This is a genomic window from Rhodococcus sp. MEB064 (assembly GCF_000834565.1).
In the GTDB taxonomy this organism is placed as follows: domain Bacteria; phylum Actinomycetota; class Actinomycetes; order Mycobacteriales; family Mycobacteriaceae; genus Rhodococcoides.
In genome coordinates, this window is sequence record NZ_JXQS01000036.1 from 34780 (window position 1) to 53153 (window position 18374).

18 protein-coding genes are annotated in these 18374 nt (G+C 67.9%); 6 read left to right on the forward strand and 12 right to left on the reverse strand.

The window, feature by feature from the left end; translation table 11 throughout:
• Positions 1–33: 33 nt before the first annotated feature.
• On the reverse strand, positions 34–795 hold the full coding sequence (locus tag RU01_RS15805; RefSeq protein WP_042575523.1) for an SWIM zinc finger family protein: 762 nt from the start codon (positions 793–795) through the stop codon (positions 34–36).
• Positions 796–3642, reverse strand: a complete 2847-nt coding sequence (locus RU01_RS15810; protein WP_042575524.1) for a DEAD/DEAH box helicase — start codon at positions 3640–3642, stop codon at positions 796–798.
• A 76-nt stretch (positions 3643–3718) separates the two neighbouring features.
• On the opposite strand from RU01_RS15810, the gene RU01_RS15815 reads away from it, so the two are divergent.
• Positions 3719–4441, forward strand: coding sequence for an HNH endonuclease family protein (locus RU01_RS15815; protein WP_442970539.1), 723 nt, complete (start codon positions 3719–3721; stop codon positions 4439–4441).
• A gap of 18 nt (positions 4442–4459) precedes the next feature.
• On the forward strand, positions 4460–5278 hold the full coding sequence (locus RU01_RS15820; protein ID WP_042575525.1) for a shikimate 5-dehydrogenase: 819 nt from the start codon (positions 4460–4462) through the stop codon (positions 5276–5278).
• A gap of 3 nt (positions 5279–5281) precedes the next feature.
• Here RU01_RS15820 and RU01_RS15825 read toward each other — a convergent pair whose 3' ends face one another.
• From RU01_RS15825 to RU01_RS15840, 4 genes are read right to left on the reverse strand one after another with little or no spacing between them, the layout of a single operon-like run.
• Positions 5282–6085, reverse strand: a complete 804-nt coding sequence (locus RU01_RS15825; protein ID WP_042575526.1) for an SDR family NAD(P)-dependent oxidoreductase — start codon at positions 6083–6085, stop codon at positions 5282–5284.
• 32 nt (positions 6086–6117) lie between these two features.
• The gene (gene nagB / locus RU01_RS15830; protein WP_042575527.1) at positions 6118–6897 is read right to left on the reverse strand and encodes a glucosamine-6-phosphate deaminase; all 780 of its coding nucleotides are present in this window, start codon (positions 6895–6897) and stop codon (positions 6118–6120) included.
• Complete coding sequence (locus RU01_RS15835; protein WP_042575528.1) at positions 6878–8050, reverse strand: N-acetylglucosamine-6-phosphate deacetylase; 1173 nt, start codon at positions 8048–8050, stop codon at positions 6878–6880. Before RU01_RS15835 ends, nagB begins: the two co-directional genes overlap by 20 nt.
• A complete protein-coding gene (locus RU01_RS15840) occupies positions 8047–9267 on the reverse strand; it encodes a PTS transporter subunit EIIC (protein ID WP_082043179.1) in 1221 nt (406 codons plus the stop codon). The genes RU01_RS15835 and RU01_RS15840 overlap by 4 nt, the downstream gene beginning before the upstream one ends.
• A 245-nt stretch (positions 9268–9512) precedes the next feature.
• Here RU01_RS15840 and RU01_RS15845 point away from each other — a divergent pair, with 245 nt between their 5' ends.
• Positions 9513–9743 carry a glucose PTS transporter subunit EIIB gene (locus tag RU01_RS15845; RefSeq protein ID WP_042575529.1) on the forward strand — a complete coding sequence of 77 codons (231 nt, stop codon included), beginning with the start codon at positions 9513–9515 and terminating at the stop codon, positions 9741–9743.
• A complete protein-coding gene (locus tag RU01_RS15850) occupies positions 9740–10198 on the forward strand; it encodes a PTS sugar transporter subunit IIA (RefSeq protein WP_042575530.1) in 459 nt (152 codons plus the stop codon). The genes RU01_RS15845 and RU01_RS15850 overlap by 4 nt, the downstream gene beginning before the upstream one ends.
• 23 nt (positions 10199–10221) lie before the next feature.
• Here the strand turns inward: RU01_RS15850 and RU01_RS15855 are convergent, their stop codons facing one another.
• Positions 10222–11067, reverse strand: a complete 846-nt coding sequence (locus RU01_RS15855; protein ID WP_231568736.1) for an SDR family NAD(P)-dependent oxidoreductase — start codon at positions 11065–11067, stop codon at positions 10222–10224.
• Between the two features lie 55 nt (positions 11068–11122).
• Positions 11123–11866, reverse strand: coding sequence for a GntR family transcriptional regulator (locus RU01_RS15860; protein WP_042575629.1), 744 nt, complete (start codon positions 11864–11866; stop codon positions 11123–11125).
• A gap of 137 nt (positions 11867–12003) precedes the next feature.
• Here RU01_RS15860 and RU01_RS15865 point away from each other — a divergent pair, with 137 nt between their 5' ends.
• Both RU01_RS15865 and RU01_RS15870 read left to right on the forward strand, forming a co-directional pair.
• Entirely contained in the window at positions 12004–12444 is a 441-nt protein-coding gene (locus tag RU01_RS15865; protein WP_042575531.1) for an acyl-CoA thioesterase, read from the forward strand.
• Positions 12441–13667: a benzoate/H(+) symporter BenE family transporter gene (locus tag RU01_RS15870; RefSeq protein ID WP_042575532.1), complete on the forward strand. Its 1227-nt coding sequence runs from the start codon at positions 12441–12443 to the stop codon at positions 13665–13667. Before RU01_RS15865 ends, RU01_RS15870 begins: the two co-directional genes overlap by 4 nt.
• Here RU01_RS15870 and RU01_RS15875 read toward each other — a convergent pair.
• The 4 genes from RU01_RS15875 to RU01_RS15890 all read right to left on the reverse strand — a co-directional run bounded on the left by RU01_RS15875 (position 13621) and on the right by RU01_RS15890 (position 18272).
• Positions 13621–14622, reverse strand: a complete 1002-nt coding sequence (locus RU01_RS15875; RefSeq protein WP_042575630.1) for a phosphotransferase family protein — start codon at positions 14620–14622, stop codon at positions 13621–13623. The two genes, RU01_RS15870 and RU01_RS15875, sit on opposite strands and share 47 nt — an antisense overlap.
• Before the next feature lie 47 nt (positions 14623–14669).
• Positions 14670–15887: an acyl-CoA dehydrogenase family protein gene (locus RU01_RS15880; protein ID WP_042575533.1), complete on the reverse strand. Its 1218-nt coding sequence runs from the start codon at positions 15885–15887 to the stop codon at positions 14670–14672.
• Position 15888: 1 nt separating this feature from the next.
• Positions 15889–16716: an SDR family oxidoreductase gene (locus tag RU01_RS15885; protein ID WP_042575631.1), complete on the reverse strand. Its 828-nt coding sequence runs from the start codon at positions 16714–16716 to the stop codon at positions 15889–15891.
• Positions 16717–16787: 71 nt separating this feature from the next.
• Entirely contained in the window at positions 16788–18272 is a 1485-nt protein-coding gene (locus RU01_RS15890) for a cryptochrome/photolyase family protein (protein ID WP_042575534.1), read from the reverse strand.
• Positions 18273–18374: the final 102 nt, after the last annotated feature.

Sequence of the window (18374 nt, forward strand, 5' to 3'; positions counted from 1 at the left end):
GTCGGACGTCCATGTATGTCCAGAGTCGACGCGCTACGTGCCGCCCATCCGTCGGTAGAGAGCATCCAACTCGTTCATGCCCGAGCGGACAGCCCTCTCCTCCACATCGGCCGTGCGGAGCGCAATGCGTAGCAATGACGCCTCGAGGTCGTCCGAGGCAGGGACGAACGCCGGCTCGGGCAGCGCCGGGAGCACCGTGCGATCACCGAAGTGGTCGTCCGGGTCGACCGTCTGCTCGGCTTCCTCGACCACACCGATCAGCGCGTCGAGGTCGATACCGCGCAGCGTCAACAGCCTCGTCGGGTCCTCGTCGATCTTCTCCGCGGCGAGATAGGTCAGCGCAGCAGCGTGTTTGCACGGCCACCCGCTGTCGGGGCACGAACAGTCGAAATCCAGCTGGGACGCACTCGACAGCAGGAGTCGCGGGCCCAGCGCGCGCGGAACGGACCCCGACGCCAACTCGGTCAGCATCCCCGGCGACTCCTGCACCGCCGACACCAGTTCGTCCAGATCGAACGGGTCGAGAACGGCGATCGTGACCGACGCCGAGAACGGCTCGACCTGGCTGCCCTGCACGTCGCCGTCGATACGACCTGCACGCATCTGCATCGAGATGACCTGCCCGCCGCGGGCATACGTCCGTCCACGAGCGAGGCGTCCGGCGTCGGCGATGGACTCGATGGTGTCGACGAACTGCTTGCCCCACCACGTCCGACCGAAGGCACCGCGCGTGGTCTTCGCCGAGATGCCGTCGCTGATGCGCCGACGGGGACCGAACTGATCGAACTGCGCCATCTAGTCGCCCACCGCATCCTCGGACAGTGTCAGCAGGTCCCTCAGCTCACCCGTCGACAATTCCGTGATCCAACTCTCGCCGGAGCCGACAGCGAGATCGGCCAAGTCCTTCTTCGTGGTCAGCATCGCGTCGATCCGTTCCTCGACCGTGCCGACGCACAACAACTTCCGCACCTGGACGTCCTTGCGCTGACCGATACGGAACGCGCGATCCGTCGCCTGGTTCTCCACGGCGGGATTCCACCACCGATCCAGGTGCACGACGTGGTTGGCCGCGGTCAGGTTCAGTCCCGTCCCGCCCGCCTTGAGGGAGAGCAGCATGATCGGCGGGCCGTCGGCAGTCTGGAATTGCTCGACCATCGCGTCGCGACGTCCCTTGCTCACCCCGCCGTGCAGGAACGGCACCGGGACACCGAACCGTCGCTCGAGGTAGGGGGCGACCATCGACCCGAACGCCGTGAACTGGGTGAAGAGCAAAGCCTTCTCGCCGTCGCCCAGCACCGAGTCGAGGATGTCGTCGACCAACGCGAGCTTGCCCGACCGGTGCTTGCCTCGACGCAGGATCGTCGACCCGTCGTCCAGGAAGTGCGCCGGGTGGTTGCACACCTGCTTGAGCCGCGTCAGCGCACCCAGCACCGCACCCTTGCGCGCCATGCCCTCGGTCTCGGAGATCTGACGCATCATCTCGTCGACCACCGCCTGGTACAGACCGGCCTGCTCTGAGGTCAGGTTCGATCGCACCGTCATCTCGAACTTGTCGGGAAGGTCGGCTATCACGGTCTTGTCGGTCTTGACGCGGCGCAGCACGAACGGTGATGTGAGCGAACGCAATCGAGCTACCGCGCCCTCGTCCTTCTCGCGCTCGATCGGAACGGCGAACCTCGCGCGGAAGGTCGAGACGCTACCGAGGATGCCGGGATTGCAGAAGTCGAAGATCGAGCGGAGTTCGTCCAGCCGGTTCTCCACCGGCGTGCCGGTCAGGGCGATGCGGTGCGCTGCGGGAACGGCCCGTGCAGCGCGCGCCTGGGCCGTGTTGCTGTTCTTGATGTGCTGCGCTTCGTCGAGCACCATCCTGCGCCAGGTCTGGGCGGACAGTTCCGCGACGTCCCGCGCCAGCAACGCATACGTCGTCACCACCAGATCGTGACGGCGCACGGCGGCGGCGAACTCCTCGCCCGACGCGCGGTCGGGCCCGTGATGGACGTACACCCGCAGGCCGGGAACGAACTTCGCCGCCTCCCGTTGCCAGTTGCCGACCACCGACATCGGAGCGACGAGAAGCGTGGGGCTCCCGTCTGCGTCCGTACGCCCGACGCGTTCGTGCGCGAGCAGGACGAGCAGCTGCAACGTCTTGCCCAGTCCCATGTCGTCGGCCAACACGGCGCCCAGTCCGGCGGAGCTCATGAAAGCCAGCCATTCGACCCCACGCTGCTGATAGGGCCGCAACGTGGCGTCGACGGACGCGGGCACCTCCACCGGCTCCGGCCGCCTGTCCGGGTCGAGGAGCTTCTCGGCCCAGCCGGTGGCGACGATCTCCTCGACGGGCAGGGGCGGTGGCACCTCGGCCGAGAGCTGACCGAGAACTGCTGCCAGCGGTAACGACCGATCCCGGTTCTGCTTCTTCACGTACTCGATGGCACGACCGAGTACGGCACCGTCGGCCTGGACCCACTTGCCGCGCAACCGGACCAGATCACCCTTGGAGGACGACAGGCGTGCCATCTCCTCCGGGGTCAGCACCATGTCCCCGATCGCGAGTTGCCAGTCGTACGCGACGATCTCGTCGAGGCCGACGGCCCGATTCTCCGCCGTGGGAGACGGCGGTGTGTCGACCTTCAGACGCAACGACGCGTCGAGGGCGCTCCACGCCCGCGGCAACAGCACCCCCACCGAGGCCGCGCGCAGCTTCTCGACGCCGTGCAGGACGAAGTCGGTGACAGCCTCGGTCGGGAGCAGCATGTCGAGCGAGCCGGGATCGGTGTCCATTCCGCGGAGCGGCTCGTAGGCTGCCATCGCCTCGCCGAGCTTGGCCACCGCGACCCGGAACGACTCCGCGTCGCGGATCCCGCCCTCCACCGCACCCGAACCGCGGTGCAGCACCACGTGTCTCGGAGCTTCACCCTCCGCGCGGAGGAGGACCTCGAGGGGCCACAGCGGGTTCTCCTCCCCGTCGTCCTCCGGCTCCGTCAGGCGGAGGAGGAGATCGGGTTCGTCGCTGCGGAGACTGGCACGCCATTGTTCCAGTGCTGCCTCGGATCTGGCCGATCCGTCCTCGTACGGCTCCTCCTCCACCAGTGACACCAACAGGGGGTGCTCGACGTCGGGGCGTCCGATGACCCGCCGCACGACAGGGTCGGTGATCTCGGTGAGGATGTCGTCGAGGACCGCGCGCGCCCCGCCCTCCGCCGACTGCACCGGGGGCATCGCGGCCGCCAGTTCGGCGCGCCACGCACGTTGCGGCTCACCGCCGACGAGCGTCCACCGCGTCCACCACTGCGAGTCCTCACGCGTCTGCCTCGGCACGACGCGCCCGGCCCGGACCCACCGCTCCACTCCCGCCGCGAGTACTGCGAGATAGCGGAGATCACCGGAGATGCCGCGGTGGTCGGTGGGCACCCTCAACAACGCCTCCGCGGCGTCGACCGGGGCCAGCGCCACGGCCGGCATCGACACGACGGTGTGACCGCCGGGCGAGGGCAGCGTGACGTTCGCCCGGTGCCGCATCCGCCGGGAGACGATCTTCGCGAGGTACGGGGGAAGCTCGCCCGCCTCGTCCGACCCGCCGGCAGCCACGTCGTCTTCCCACAGCATGAGACCCGAACCGGGTGTCCAGAGGCCGTGCAGCATGGCCCCATCCAATCATCGAGCGGCCTGTGCACGGAGGTGCCGTTCGTGTCGGACCCACCCGGCATACTCGGTTCCCGTGACCACTTCCACGACCGGGCCGATCCGTCGCTACGGATTCGCTCTCGCCGCCGTGGTCGTTCTGGTTCTGACCGCCGGATGCTCGACACTGCTGGGCGCACCGATCCCCGCGCCGGGGAGTCCGCCGACATCGCAGATCGAGTCGCTCCTCGCGCAGACGGCGGTGGTCGATTCCCGGCCGGACGTCCCCGGCTACGAACGCAGCTGCAAGCAGGGCGACGGCTGCGTCTTCGGCCCGGCGTGGACGGACGACTACGACGGCCCCGGTGGTCACGACGGGTGCGGAACCCGCGACAACGTGCTGCAGATCGCCCTCACCGATATCCAGTTCCGTCCTGGCACGAACGACTGCGTCGTCGTCGCAGGGTCGTTGAACGACCCGTTCACCGGCTCGGTGCTCCCTTTCACCAAGCAGGACGCCGGCGCGGTGCAGATCGACCACACCTACCCGTTGGCCGCCGCCTGGGACATGGGCGCGTGGCAGTGGCCGATCGAGCAGCGCATCCGCTTCGCCAACGACATCACCTACAACCTGATGGCGGTGTCGGGGCCGGAGAACCAGTCCAAGAGCGACAAGACTCCGTCGGAGTGGATGCCGCCCAACGGCGCCTACCACTGCTTCTACGCGGGCCGCTTCCTCACCGTCGCGGTGCGATACGGCCTGCCGATCACCACGGCGGACAGGGACGTGTTGGCGACGGTCTCGGAATCCTGTTCCTAGATCCGTAAGCTTCCGTTCATGTCGCGCGTGTTCACCAAAGACACCCAACTCTGCATGTCGTTGTCCGGGCGGCCCAGCAACATCGGGACCCGTTTCCACAACTACCTGTACGACGAGCTCGACCTGAACTTCGTCTACAAGGCCTTCACCACCACCGACCTCCCGGCGGCCGTCGCGGGCATCCGCGCGCTCGGCATCCGCGGGTGCGGTGTGTCCATGCCGTTCAAGGAAGCCTGCATCGAGCACATCGACGTGATGCACGATTCCGCGTCCGCCATCGACTCGGTCAACACCATCGTCAACGAGGACGGTGTCCTGCACGCGTACAACACCGACTACCAGGCCGTCGTCGACCTCGTGGCCCGCTCGACGTTCGACACGTCCTGGTCGGTGGCCGTCACCGGCAGCGGCGGCATGGCCAAGGCCGTCGTCGCGGCACTGCGCGACTCGGGATACACCGACGGCACCGTCGTCGCCCGCAACGAGACGACGGGTCCGGCGCTCGCGGACAGCTATGGCTATCGATGGGCCAGGTCAGCCGACGAGGTCGAGGCCGACCTGCTGGTGAACGTCACTCCCGTCGGAATGTCCGGCGGACCCGACGCGGACTCCCTCCCGTTCTCGACGGAGCAGATCGCGTCGGCACGCGGGGTGATGGACGTCGTCGCGGTGCCGAGCGAGACTCCGTTGATCGTCGCGGCGCGAGCAGCAGGAAAACCCGTCGTCACCGGGGCGGAAGTGGTTGCCCTCCAGGCTGCCGCTCAGTTCACGCTCTACACGGGCGTGACACTGCGCAGCGAGCAGATCCAGCGCGCGTCCGAATTCTCCCGCCGCTGACCCTCACTTCGAGAACATGCGGGCGGTCACTTCCAGCGCTGCCCAGCGAGGAAGCAACCGCACGCCGGCGGACTGCAATTTGTTGCTCACACCCGACACCACGGACGCCGGAGGACGCTTCGATTCGAGAGCCGCGAACGTGGTGTCGATGACCTGGGTCGCCGTCTGCATGGCACCGAAGGCCGCGTCGTCCCCGCCGACAACCTCGAAGAACTCCGTCTCCGTCGGACCGGGCGAGACGGCCATGACCGTGACGCCGGTACCACGCGTCTCCACGGCCAGCGCTTCGGTGAAGCTCAGGACGAACGCCTTGGTCGCGGCGTAGACCGCCATCCCGGGGAGCGGCTGGTACGCGGCGGTGCTCGCCAGAGTCAGCAGCACACCGGACCCGTGCTGGAGCATCTCGGGCAGGAACGCCCGCGAGAGATCGACGACTGCACCGACATTGACTGCGATCTCGTTGCTCAGCGTCACCGGGTCCTCGTCGACGAACGGCTGGTGTGTGCCGAAGCCCGCGTTGTTGATCAAGGAATGCACCGTGATGCCCTGATGGCTGAGCGATGCCTTCAAAGCAGACCCGGCACCGGGAACCGCCAGATCGGCAGCCACCGGCGTCGCGGTGATCGCATGCCGCGTCGACAGTTCCGACGCCAGCTTCTCGAGCCGGTCCAACCGCCGGGCGACGAGAACCAGATCGCACCCGTAGGTGGCGAAGCGGCGAGCGAACTCGACACCCAGCCCCGAGCTGGCGCCGGTGATCAGAACTGTGCTTCCGCGGAGACGTTCACGCAGGGTATCGACGGTCATGCGCTCACTCTAGGAGGCGGCGCCCACTCCGATCAGAAGTGCTGCCATGTGGGCTTCTCCGACAATGCGTACCGGTAGTAGTCACCGAGCCTGAGCCCGGACGCCGCGCCCTCGTCCACGACGACCGTGACGTGGGCGTGCATCTGTACCACCGAAGCCGGACAGAACGCGGCCAGCGGACCTTCCACCGCATCGGCGAGCGCGGACGCCTTACCCTCGCCCAACGCGATCAGTACCAGGTGGCGGGCCTGGAGGATCGTGCCCAGACCCTGCGTCATCACGTGATGCGGTACCTCGGCCGGCGACGAGAAGAACCGTGCGTTGTCCTGTCGGGTCTGCTCGGTGAGCGTCTTGACGCGCGTGCGCGAGACCAGGGACGAGCCCGGCTCGTTGAATCCGATGTGCCCGTCGGTCCCGATGCCCAACAGCTGGACGTCGACACCCCCCGCCGCTGCGATGGCGGCGTCGTACCGTGCGGCCTCGGCGGCGATGTCCGACGCTTCGCCGTCCGGACCGTCGATCGATTCCGGATCGATGTCCACCTCGGCGACGAACTCGTCCCGGATCACCGACCGGTAGGACTGCGGATGCTCCGCCGGCAGACCGACGTACTCGTCGAGGAGGAAGGCGCGGCACTGCGCGAACGACAATCCCTCCTCGCGGCATCGCCGTCCCAGTTCGCGATAGGTGCCCAACGGCGTGGACCCCGTGGCGAGACCCAGAACCGCGGGACCGCCGCGTACCCGTCGGTCGAGAATGTCCGCCACGGTCCGGTGCACCGCATCCGCGTCGTCACGGATGACGATCTCCATTCGGCTCGCCTCCTTCGAGATGACCTGCTCGGTAGACATCGGTGGGGATCAGCTGACCGTCGGTGACCAGCACGTCGGCGCGCCACCCGGCGGCGAGCCGTCCGACGCTGTCTCCGAGCCCCAGGAACGCTGCGGGTGTCGTCGATCCCATTCTCACCGCGGACACCAGGTCGATACCCGACTCCGCCACGGCGCGGCGAACGATGTCCAGCACGGTCGACGTCCCGCCGGCGATCGCGCCGCCCTCGGACAACCTCGCGACCCCGCCGGCCACCGTCACGTCCAGTGCCCCCAGGCGATACGCACCGTCGTCCATACCCGCGGCCGCCATCGCGTCGGACACGAAAACGACGGCGTCCGGACCGACCAGGTCGACCACCATCGACACGGTGTCCGCGTCGAGATGCACGCCGTCGCCGATCAATTCGACGACCATCTCCCCGCGCGCCGCCGCGGCCAGGCACGCGGCGACCGGGCCGGGCGCACGATGGTGAAGCGGCGGCATGCCGTTGAACAAGTGCGTCGCGCTGACCGGCGCGCCGAACGACGAGATCGTCGACCGCACGGTGGCCGCATCCGCCTCGGTATGACCGACGCCGAGGCGCACGTCCGCCCGCTCCATCGCCCGGGCGAGCGCTGACATGTTCGCAGTCTCCGGCGCCGCGGTCATCGACCGCACCGCTCCACCGCCAGCGTCCACCACCGCGTCGAACAGCTCGGGGTCGCCGGGAACGATCGACGCGGGATCCTGTGCACCACAGCGGCTCACAGCAAGGAACGGTCCCTCGAGGTGGATTCCCGCGATCTCGCCCTCGCGCCACACCTGCGCCAGCATCGAGGCCTGGCGTACCAACACCTCGGCGGGCGCGGACACCAGGGACGCGAGCATCGTCGTCGTTCCGCTGCGACGATGATGCGCTACTGCCGCGCCGACGGTAGCGCCGGTCGCATCGGGAAAGCTCGCTCCACCGCCGCCGTGGCAATGGAGGTCGACCATGCCCGGCAGGATCGTCGACTTCGACCGCGGCACGGACAGATCGGGGCGGGCCGCGGCGTCGCCCACCCAGGAGATGCGCTCGCCGTCCAGTTCCACGATGCCGTCGTCGAGGACGGCATCGACCGTCACGACCCGGCCGCGCAGATGCCGGATCACGCGGTGTCGGTACCGGTCGGCGCGTCGGGGGTGCCGTCGGCGACGGGCTTGGCGGTGGGGGCCGTGGCGGTGTCGTCCAGGGTGACGTCGTCCTCCCGGCCGGGTGTGCGCAGGTTCCACTTCTTGATGACGAAGCTGAAGAGGACGTAGTAGATGACCGCGTAGACGAGGCCGATCGGGATCAGAAGCCATGCCTTGGTGGCGATTCCGTAGTTGAGCAGGTAGTCGATACCGCCCGCGGAGAAGAAGAAGCCGTCATGGATACCGAGGGCGTTGGTCAGCGCCATCGACGTTCCCGTGAGCACCGCGTGCACGATGTACAACGGCCAGGCGACGAACATGAACGAGTACTCGAGCGGTTCGGTGATGCCGGTGACGAACGCGGTGAGACCGGTGGAGAGCATGATGCCGCCGACGAGCTTCTTCTGCGACGGCTTGGCGTTGCGGTAGATCGCGAACGCCGCGGCAGGGAGCGCGAACATCATGATGGGGAAGAAGCCGGTCATGAAGACTCCGGCGCTGGGATCCCCGGCGAAGAAGCGGTTCAGGTCGCCTCGGACGATCTGGCCGCTCGCGTCGGTGTAGTCGCCCACCAGGAACCAGACGACCGAGTTGAGGATGTGGTGCAGACCGGTGGGGATGAGCATCCGGTTGGCGAATCCGTAGATACCGCTGCCGACCACCGAATGGTCGGCGACTGTGTTGCCCACCCAGTTCAGCGCGCTGTAGAACAGCGGGTAGATGAACGACATGATCACGGCGACAACGAGACCCGTGACGGCGGTGAGAATGGGAACGAGGCGCCGACCGCTGAAGAATCCGAGGTAGTCGGGCAGCTTCTGACGGTAGAAGCGTTGCCACAACATGGCGGACAGCAGACCGATGACGATGCCGGCGAGCACGCCGTAGTCGATGACGGCGGGGTCGCCGTTCGCGTCCACCTCACCGTCGAGCACGACCGGGGACATGGCCGTGAACACGCCGTCCACCACCATGTATCCGACGACTGCGGCCAGGGCCGTGGAGCCGTCCGCCTTCTTCGCCCAGCCGATCGCGATGCCGACTGCGAAGATGAGGGGCAACCAGGTGAAGACCGCCTGGCCGGCCGCCGAGATCACGGAGGCCGTGGTCTCGAGTGGTGCGAAGCGACCGAGGAGGTCGGGCTGACCGATTCGGAGCAGGATGCCGGCTGCGGGAAGCACTGCGATGGGCAGCATGAGGCTGCGACCGAAGCGCTGCAGCCCTGCGAGGGCGCGGGAATCCTTCTGCGGGGGAGTTGCTGTCGGTGATTCGGAGGCAGTTTTGCCGGCCATGGCAACCTTCTTCTCGTCGAATGTTGTGGACCGGTTCCGTCACGGGTACTGTCCGGTCATAACCAGTTGTAGTTTGACCAGGTGGAAGCCTGATGTCAAACGCTGAATGTGAGCACGCCCACCCGAACATCTCACCGAAGGAGCACTGCATGTCCAAGGCGGAGGCCATCGTCGCCGGGCTCGGAGGAGCCGGCAACATCGTGGAGATCGAAGCGTGCATCACCAGACTCCGCACCGAGGTCAAGGACGGGTCGTTGGTGAACGAGGCGGCTCTCAAAGCCGCGGGCGCCCATGGCGTGTTCCACAAGGGCACGGCCGTGCAGGTGATCGTCGGACCCGAGGCCGACAACCTCGCCGAGGACATCGACGACATCCTGTGACCGACACTGCCGTGGGCAGCCCGCTCGCGGGCACCGTCATCTCACTCGCCGACGTACCGGATCCGGTGTTCTCGTCCCAGATGGTCGGGGCCGGCGTCGCCGTCAGACCCGCTCCGGCGACCGGGATGATCGACGTCCACTCCCCCGTGTCCGGCCGCATACTCAAACTGCACCCGCACGCGTTCGTGGTCATGACAGCGGACAAGCGCGGCGTCCTGGTGCACGTCGGTATCGACACCGTCAAGATGAAGGGCGTCGGATTCGAACTGGTTGCGGCAGAGAAGGACACCGTGACTGCCGGCGACGTCGTGGTGCGTTACGACCCGGCGGCGGTCGCCGCCGCCGGCTACGACGACGTGTGCCCCGTCGTGCTGATGGACTCGCCGGCGGACTCGATCGTCACGTCGTCCGTCGGCGAGTCGGTCGCGGTGGGCGACACGCTGTACGCCCTCTGAACGGCGCTCAGGCGCTCAGGCACTCAGGCGAGGCCGACCAGCTTTTCGGACTCCGTCCACAGGCCGTCGACGATTCCCGGCTTGTCGATCTGCCCGTTGACGCGGCCGCGAGCGCTGTTGCGGCTGTAGTAGATTCCCGAGATCTCGGCGTCGGGACGGTCGGCGGCCAGCGCCACCAATGGCTCGGCACCGGACTCGGCGCTGATGGACACCGCGTACTTGAGCGGAGTGCGGTAGATGAGCCGGAACAGCACATTGTCGTGGCCGAAGTTGCTGCGCACAGCGCCGGGATGCACGGCGACAGAGGTGATGTTCCGATCGGCCCAGCGCGCCGTGGCGCCGTAGGTGAAGCCGATGTTCATCAGTTTGCTGGTGCAGTACGCGCGGAACTCGGCGGGCGACGACGCGTCGAACGCGATGTCCCGCAAGTCGATCCGACCGCCGAGGTTCCCCACGGACGACGTGTTGACGATGCGGCTGCCCGCGCTCCCGCCCAGACGGTCGAGGAGCAGGTGGGTGAGCAGGAACGGCGACAGGTGATTGATCTGGACGTTCGGTTCGTGGCCCTCGGCGGTGCGATTCTTCGGATCGAACGTTCCGCCCGCGTTGTTCAGCAGGACGTCGATGTGGTCGACGGAGTTCGAGATCTCCTCCGCGACCCGCCGCACGTCGTCGAACGAGGCGAAGTCGGCGACGAACGACCGGCCGCCGATCTCGGACGCTGCAGCGGCAGTCTTCTCCGGTGACCGCCCCACGATCAGCACGTCGGCGCCACGCCCGGCCAGCGTCCTCGCGGCGATCTTGCCGATTCCGTCGCTCGCTCCCGTCACGACGATGGTGCGGCCTGTCAACGACTTGGAACTGGGCACGGGGGACCTTCCGGTCTGCAGAGGGTGAGCGGTCCCCCCGAGTCTACGAGGGCTGTCAGCGACGCTGCGGCCGCCGACCGCCCTGGACCTCCATCGTGAGTTGATATCTGTCGCAGCGGTACCAGCTCTCGGTGTGCTCGACCGGACGCTCGCCGCCGAAGGAGACACGGTCGAAGTACAGCACCGGCGCGCCGCGCTTCGTGCCGAGGAGCGTGGCCGTGTCGTTGTCGGCAGCCATGGCGCTGACCGTCTGTTCGGCCCGGTCGATCGTGACGTCGTAGTGCGAGGACATGGCGTCGTAGATCGACCTGCTGAGATCGAGGTCGACGAGCCCGGGCAGCACGGTCGGGTCGAACCAGCCGTCGTCGACGCTGACCGGTTCGCCGTCCGCCAGCCGGAGCCGTTTGATGTGATACGCCTTGCCACCGTCGGACAGGTTGAGCGCCCGCGCCGTCGCGGCGGACGGGTCCTCGAGGCGAGCGAACAGAACGACGGTCGTCGGTTCGAGCCCCTGGGCGCGCATCTCCTCGGAGAACGACGCCAGATGGAGGCGGGACTGGACCGGGCGGCTGGCGACGAACGTCCCCTTGCCGCGTACCCGGACGACGTGGCCTTCGTTGACCAGCTGACCGATGGCCTCGCGCACGGTGATCCGGCTGACGCCGTAGTCCTCCATCAGGCGCCGCTCGCTGGGCATCAGGTCGCCGGGCTGGAGTTCCTTGGTGCACCGGTGCAGCAGGATCGTGCGGAGCTGCTCGTGCTTGGGCACGGCACTGTCGCGAAGGTGGACGGGCATCACCACGGCGTGTACTCCCGGATTGTCTGCGCGAGCGGTACGGACTGGTCCCGTCCAACTTACTACCGTGGCCATGACGCGCGCGCCTTTTGCGCACCCTGGGATACGCGAAAGGCGCACGGGGATGGAATCCTCACCCCATGAGCGAGAGCGCCGTTCCGTCTGCAGCCGACTGTCCCGTCCTGTGGCCCGTGGCCACCCGCTGGGAGGACAACGACCACTACGGGCACGTCAACAACGTCACTTATTACTCGTACTTCGACACCGCGGTGAACGGGTGGCTCATGAAGAGCACCGGCCTCGACATCCGCGCCCTTCCGGCGATCGGTGTGGTGGCCGAAACCTCCTGCACATTCCTCAGCCAGCTGAGCTTTCCCGACGACCTGCAGGTGGGTATCGCCGTCGAGCGGCTCGGGAACACCTCGATCGTGTACTCGCTGAGCATCTTCCGTGTCGACGACGACGGTCTCACTCCGGCGGCCGTGGGCCGGTTCGTGCACGTGTACGTCGACGCGGTGACCCGGCGCCCGGTACCGGTCCCCGCCGAGATCCGCACGGTCGTCGAGGCGCTCGGGCGGTGACCGAGCCGGGGCGGGTGTCCCTCGCGGTCCCGATCGGCGCGGGGGTGGTCACCGCGCTCGTCGGGTTCACCAGTTCCTTCGCGGTCGTCCTCACCGGCCTCCGATCCGTGGGTGCCAGCGAGGCGCAGGCCGCGTCCGGGCTCTTCGCCATGTCTCTGGTGATGGCGCTGGGGATCACCGGTCTCGCACTGCGCTACCGCATTCCGATCACGCTCGCGTGGTCGACACCCGGTGCCGCCCTGCTGGCGGGCACGGGCGCGGTCGTCGGCGGGTGGCCCGCAGCCGTGGGTGCATTCGTCACCGTCGGCCTCGCCATCGTGCTGACCGGCGTGTGGTCCGGCCTCGGACGCGTCATCGCGTCCATCCCCGTACCGCTGGCGCAGGCGATGCTGGCCGGCGTCATCCTGCCGCTGTGCGTCGAGCCCGTGCGCGCCCTGGCGGACAATCCTGCAGCGGTCGCGCCCGTCGTGCTCACGTGGATCGTCTTCCTGCGCCTGTCACCGCGGTGGGCGGTCCCGGCGGCATTCGCCGTGGCCGCTGTCGTCATCGGGATCTCGTTGATCACGAACGGCAGCGCGGTGGACGCCCGATCATTGCTGCCGAGCCTCGACCTCGTCGCACCCACCTGGACGTGGCAGGCGCTCGTCGGCATCGCTCTGCCGCTCTACATCGTGACGATGGCGTCGCAGAACATCCCGGGCACGGCTGTCATGGCCTCGTTCGGATACACCGTGCCGTGGCGAGCGGCGATGACCGTCACGGGCCTCGGTACGGCCGTCACGGCGCCGGCCGGTGTGCACGCAGTCAACCTCGCGGCGATCAGTGCCGCCTTGGCGGCCGCGCCGGACGCCCACCCGGACAAGGATCGTCGATGGATCGCGGCGGTGTCCGCCGGCGCGTCCTATCTCGTCCTGGCGGTCGCGTCCGCAGCACTGGCCACCCTCGTCGCGATGGCCCCGGCCGGCATCGTCGAAACCGTTGCCGGACTGGCCTTGCTGGCCACGCTGGCGGCGTCGCTCGCTGCAGCACTCGGCGACGAGGCCGAACGCCTCCCTGCTGCCATCACCTTCGTGGTGGCAGCGTCGGGCGTCGGCATCGCCGGGATCGGATCGGCGTTCTGGGCCCTCGTTCTCGGACTCGTCGTCCGCATCGGTCTGGCGCGCACGCCGATGAGTATCAGAGGATCCCGGCCGACTCCGCCGTCGACACCGCCCGTGCGATGATGCCGTCGACCAGGTCCGTGGTCGGCGAGCCGTCACGTGCCCGGTTGCGCTCGTCCTCGATGGCTCGACGCATGACGCCCTCGGCGATGATCGACAGCTTCCACAGCGCCAACGTGTGCCAGTACCCCACGGACGACACGTCGCGCCCCGTGGTCCGTGCGTAGATCTCCACCAGATCGTCGCGCGACGGGAACCCGGGGAGAGTCGAGGACATGAACAGACCCGCCGCGCCGTCGTCCGACTGCGACCAATAGGCCAGCAACGCACCGACATCCGCCAGAGGATCACCGAGCGTGCACAGTTCCCAGTCGACCACCGCGACGATCGCGTCGTCCACGCTGCTCTCACCGACTCCGCTGGTGATGATGTTGCTCAGATGGAAGTCGCCGTGCACCAGCGAGACCTCGGTCTGCTCCGGAGCCGAATTCGCGAGCGCGGTGGCCAGGCGTTCGATGTCCGGGACGTCCCGCGTCTTCGACTGCGCCCACTGCGACGACCATCGCTTCAATTGCCGTGCAGCGTAGGGCTTGTGACTCGCCAGATCGGTGAGGCCGGTGCTGTCGAGATCGACCGCGTGGATCTTGCCGAGCGTGGCGGGCATGGCCTCACCGATTGTCCGACGACGTGCCTGCGACAGCGTCTCCGCGACGGTCGGGCTGTCGATCACCAACCCGTCCACATGACTCATCAGGACCAGGGGCGCATCGGTGACCGCTGGATCGTCGGTCAGCGCGATCGTCGTCGGCACCGGAACGGCGGTCTGCTGCAAGGCCGACAGGATGCGGTACTCGCGAGCGACGTCGTGCGCCGACGCCAGCAGCGTGCCCAGCGGCGGACGCCGCAGCACCCACCGACCACCGGCAGCATCGCCGACGGCGAACGTCAGGTTGGACTGCCCGTTGCCGATGCGCTCGAAGGTCAGTGGCCCCGAGGCCCCGATGTCGAGGCTTTCCATCCAGGCCGTCACCGCACCGTCGTCGAGGCCCGGTGTGGTTCCGGTGCTCACTTGTCGACCTTGCGGTACGGCGCGAGTTCGGTGCGCGCGATGGTCCGCTTGTGCACCTCGTCCGGACCGTCGGCGAGACGCAGCGTCCGCAGGTGGGCGTACATGCTGGCGAGCGGGAAGTCGTCGGAGACACCGCCGCCGCCGTGGACCTGGATGGCGCGGTCGACGATCTTCAGGGCCATCGCGGGTGCGGCTACCTTGATGGCCGCGATCTCCACGCGCGCTTCCTTGTTGCTGAACTCGTCCATCATCCAGGCGGCCTTGAGCGTGAGGAGGCGCGCCATCTCGATGTCGATGCGGGCTTCGGCGATCCAGTCCTGGATGTTCGCCTGCGCCGCGATCGGCTTGCCGAACGCCACGCGTGACGACGCACGGTCACACATGAGTTCCAGTGCGCGCTCGGCCATTCCGATCGCACGCATGCAGTGGTGGATGCGGCCGGGGCCCAGTCGTGCCTGGCCGATCATGAAGCCGGCACCCGGTCCGGCGAGCACGTCCTTGCCGGGGACGCGGACGTTCTCGAACAGGACCTCGGCGTGACCCTCGCGGTCCTGGTAGCCGAACACCGGCAGACCGCGCAGGACGGTGACGCCGGGAGTGTCGAGCGGGACGACCATCATCGACTGCTGCTCGTACGTCGACGCCTCGGGCGCCGTCTTACCCATGACGATCAGCACCTTGCAGTTCTGGTGCAGGGCATTGGATGTCCACCACTTGCGGCCGTTCAGGATCCAGTCCTCGCCGTCGGCCACCATGGACATCGCGATGTTCGTCGCGTCGGAGCTGGCGACATCGGGCTCCGTCATGGCGAAGGCCGAGCGGATGGTGCCCTCGAGCAACGGGGCGAGCCACTTCTCCTTGTGCTCGTCCGTGCCGAAGCGGGTGAACACCTCCATGTTGCCGGTGTCCGGCGCGGCGCAGTTGCAGGCCTCGGGCGCGATCGCGGGGCTGCGGCCCATGATCTCCGCGAGAGGCGCGTACTCGGCGTTGGTCAGACCGGGGCCGTAGGCGGGATCCGGGTGGAAGAGGTTCCACAGGCCGCGAGACTTCGCGTCGGCCTTGAGTTCTTCGAGGATCGGCGGCTGGAAGTGCGGATCACCCGATTCCAGGATCTGCTGGGCGTAGACCGCCTCCGCCGGATAGACCTTCTCGTCCATGAACGCCAGCAGGCGCTGCTGGTAGTCCTTGCACCGATCCGAGTACGCGAAATCCATGTCAGCGATCCTGTCCTGGCCGTGCGGCCGTCTCGAGAGAGGTCCGGTACCGACGCATCCCGGCGATCCACCGGTCGTAGTCGGCACTCTTGTGCGAGTAGAACGTGAGCACCTCGGGGTGCGGGAGAACGAGGAACTTCTCGGTCTCCATCGCCTCGAGGACGATGCGAGCGACGTCCTCCGGTTCGAGGACGGTGCCGGCGCCGGTCACGGCGGACGCCGCCACCGAGGCACCCTCGGCGTCACTGTCGAAGCCCGAGTTCAGGAGTGCCGTGTTGACGCCCATCGGGCACAGGCAGCTCACCGCGATACCTTTGTCGCCGTAGGTGACCGACAGCCATTCGGCGAAGCCGACGGCCGCGTGCTTGGACACCGAGTAGGTGGCCGATCCGATCTGGGTGAGCAGCCCCGCCGCGGACGCGGTGGACAGGAAGTAGCCGTGCGTCCCGCGCTCGATCCACCGCGGGATCACCACGCGCGCAGCGCGCACATGGGCGAGCACGTTGACCGACAGCGCGGTGTCCCAGGCGGCGTCGGTGCTGTCGAGCCCCATCCCTGCCGTCGTCCCGGCATTGGCGATGTAGATGTCGAGGGGCCCGAACGCCTCCTCGACCCGCTCGATCATCAGGGCGATCACCGCGTCGTCGGCGACATCGCCGCCGACGGCGATGCACCGCTCCCCCAGTCGCGCGGCGACCGCATCGGCGGCCGCGGCATCGAGATCGGCGACCAGGACCGAGTTCCCGGCCTCGACCAGAGCAGTGGAGAGGGCGGCACCGATTCCGGCGCCACCTCCCGTGACGATGGCGACCTTGTCTGTGACCCGCATCATTCAGATAGTAGGCATGCGGGGTCGGCGGCGGGCCCGCAGGGTCCACGAACTCGAGGTCGACCTCGAGTTCAGAAGTGGGTCCGTGTGCGTTCCTGTTCCACGATCTCGTCGATGTCGCCGAGCCGGTCCATCGAACTGACCGCGCGACGCGTGCGCATGTTCTTCGCCAACCGCTCGCGGTGCTTGTGCGTGAAGGCCCAGTACCCCGCCGTGAACGGGCATGCGTCCTCGCCCACCCGCTTCTTCGGATCGAACGCGCAGCCCTTGCAGTGATCGGTCATCCGGTCGATGTACGCGCCGCCGGACGTGTACGGCTTGGTCGCGATCACTCCCCCGTCGGCGTGCTGACTCATGCCGAAGACGTTGACGGGCATCACCCACTCGTACCCGTCGACGAAGTGTTCGGTGAACCACCGGGTGAGCGCCCGCGGGTCGTACCCACGTTGCAGCGCATGGTTTCCCAGGATCATCAGGCGCGGGATGTGGTGCACCCACCCGCGATCGTGCACGCCGGCGAGGGCGTCGGACAGGCACGCCGCGGTGACCTCCTCCGCGTCGAGGGTCTGGAACCATCCGGGCAGCGGGGTGTCGGCGTCGAGCGCGTTCGTGCGCATGTAGTCCTCGCCCAGATGCCAGTAGAGGTGCCACACGTACTCGCGCCACCCGAGGATCTGGCGTACGAACCCCTCGACGCTCGCCAGCGGTGCCGTCCCGTCCCGGTAGGCCTGCTCGGCGGCGCGCGCCGCGTCCAACGGGTGCAGCACACCGAGGTTGAACGGCACCGACAGCAAAGAGTGCGACATGGACCAGTCCGCGGCCATCACCGCGTCCTCGTAGGGACCGAACGTGGCGAGACGGGTGGCCACGAAGGTCTCCAGCGCCGACGCCGCCTCGGCTGTGGTGACGGCGAAGAGACGCGGTCCGTCCTCCCCGGACCAGTCGACGTCCATGGCGTCGAGATCCTTGCGCACGCCGGCGTCGATGTCGTCCTCCTCGGGCCACCACGGCTCGGGAACACCGAGGGTCGTCCGCTTCTTCGGCGGCTTCTCCCTGTTCTCCGCATCGAGGTTCCAGGTGCCGCTCACCGGATTCTCGCCGTCCATCAGGATGTCGAACCGGCGACGCTGCTCTCGGTAGAAGTTCTCCATCAGGAACGACTTCTTGCCGCCCGCCCAGTCGGCGAAGTCCGCACGGGACAGGGCGAATGTCGGAGTCGGCGCGATCTCCTCGACCAGGCCCTCGTCGGCCAGACGACGGACGAAGGCCTCCGCACGCCGCGACGTCGGTTCGTGGACGACGACCGGGCGCCCGACGCGGGCGAGGCCCTCGCGATAGGTGTCGGCACGGATGTACGTGGCGCGGTCGCCGAGCTCCTCGGCGAGGTGCCGCATACCACTGAGCAACAGATGGGCCTTCTGCCGATGACCCCGTCGACGTCCCAACGCGCGTGCGGACTCGATGATGACGACGTCGCGGTCCACCATCTCCTCGGACGAGTGGACGTGGGGCCCGAGTTGATCGGCGAACACCCAGAGCGGAGCCGGAGAGGACATGCTCTGCTGTTCCCCGTCCTCCGCGAGGCCAACCGGCCGGGAACCGCTACGCATGACCGTCCGACACCGTCACCCGACGCCCATCCTGCTCGTTCTGTGCGT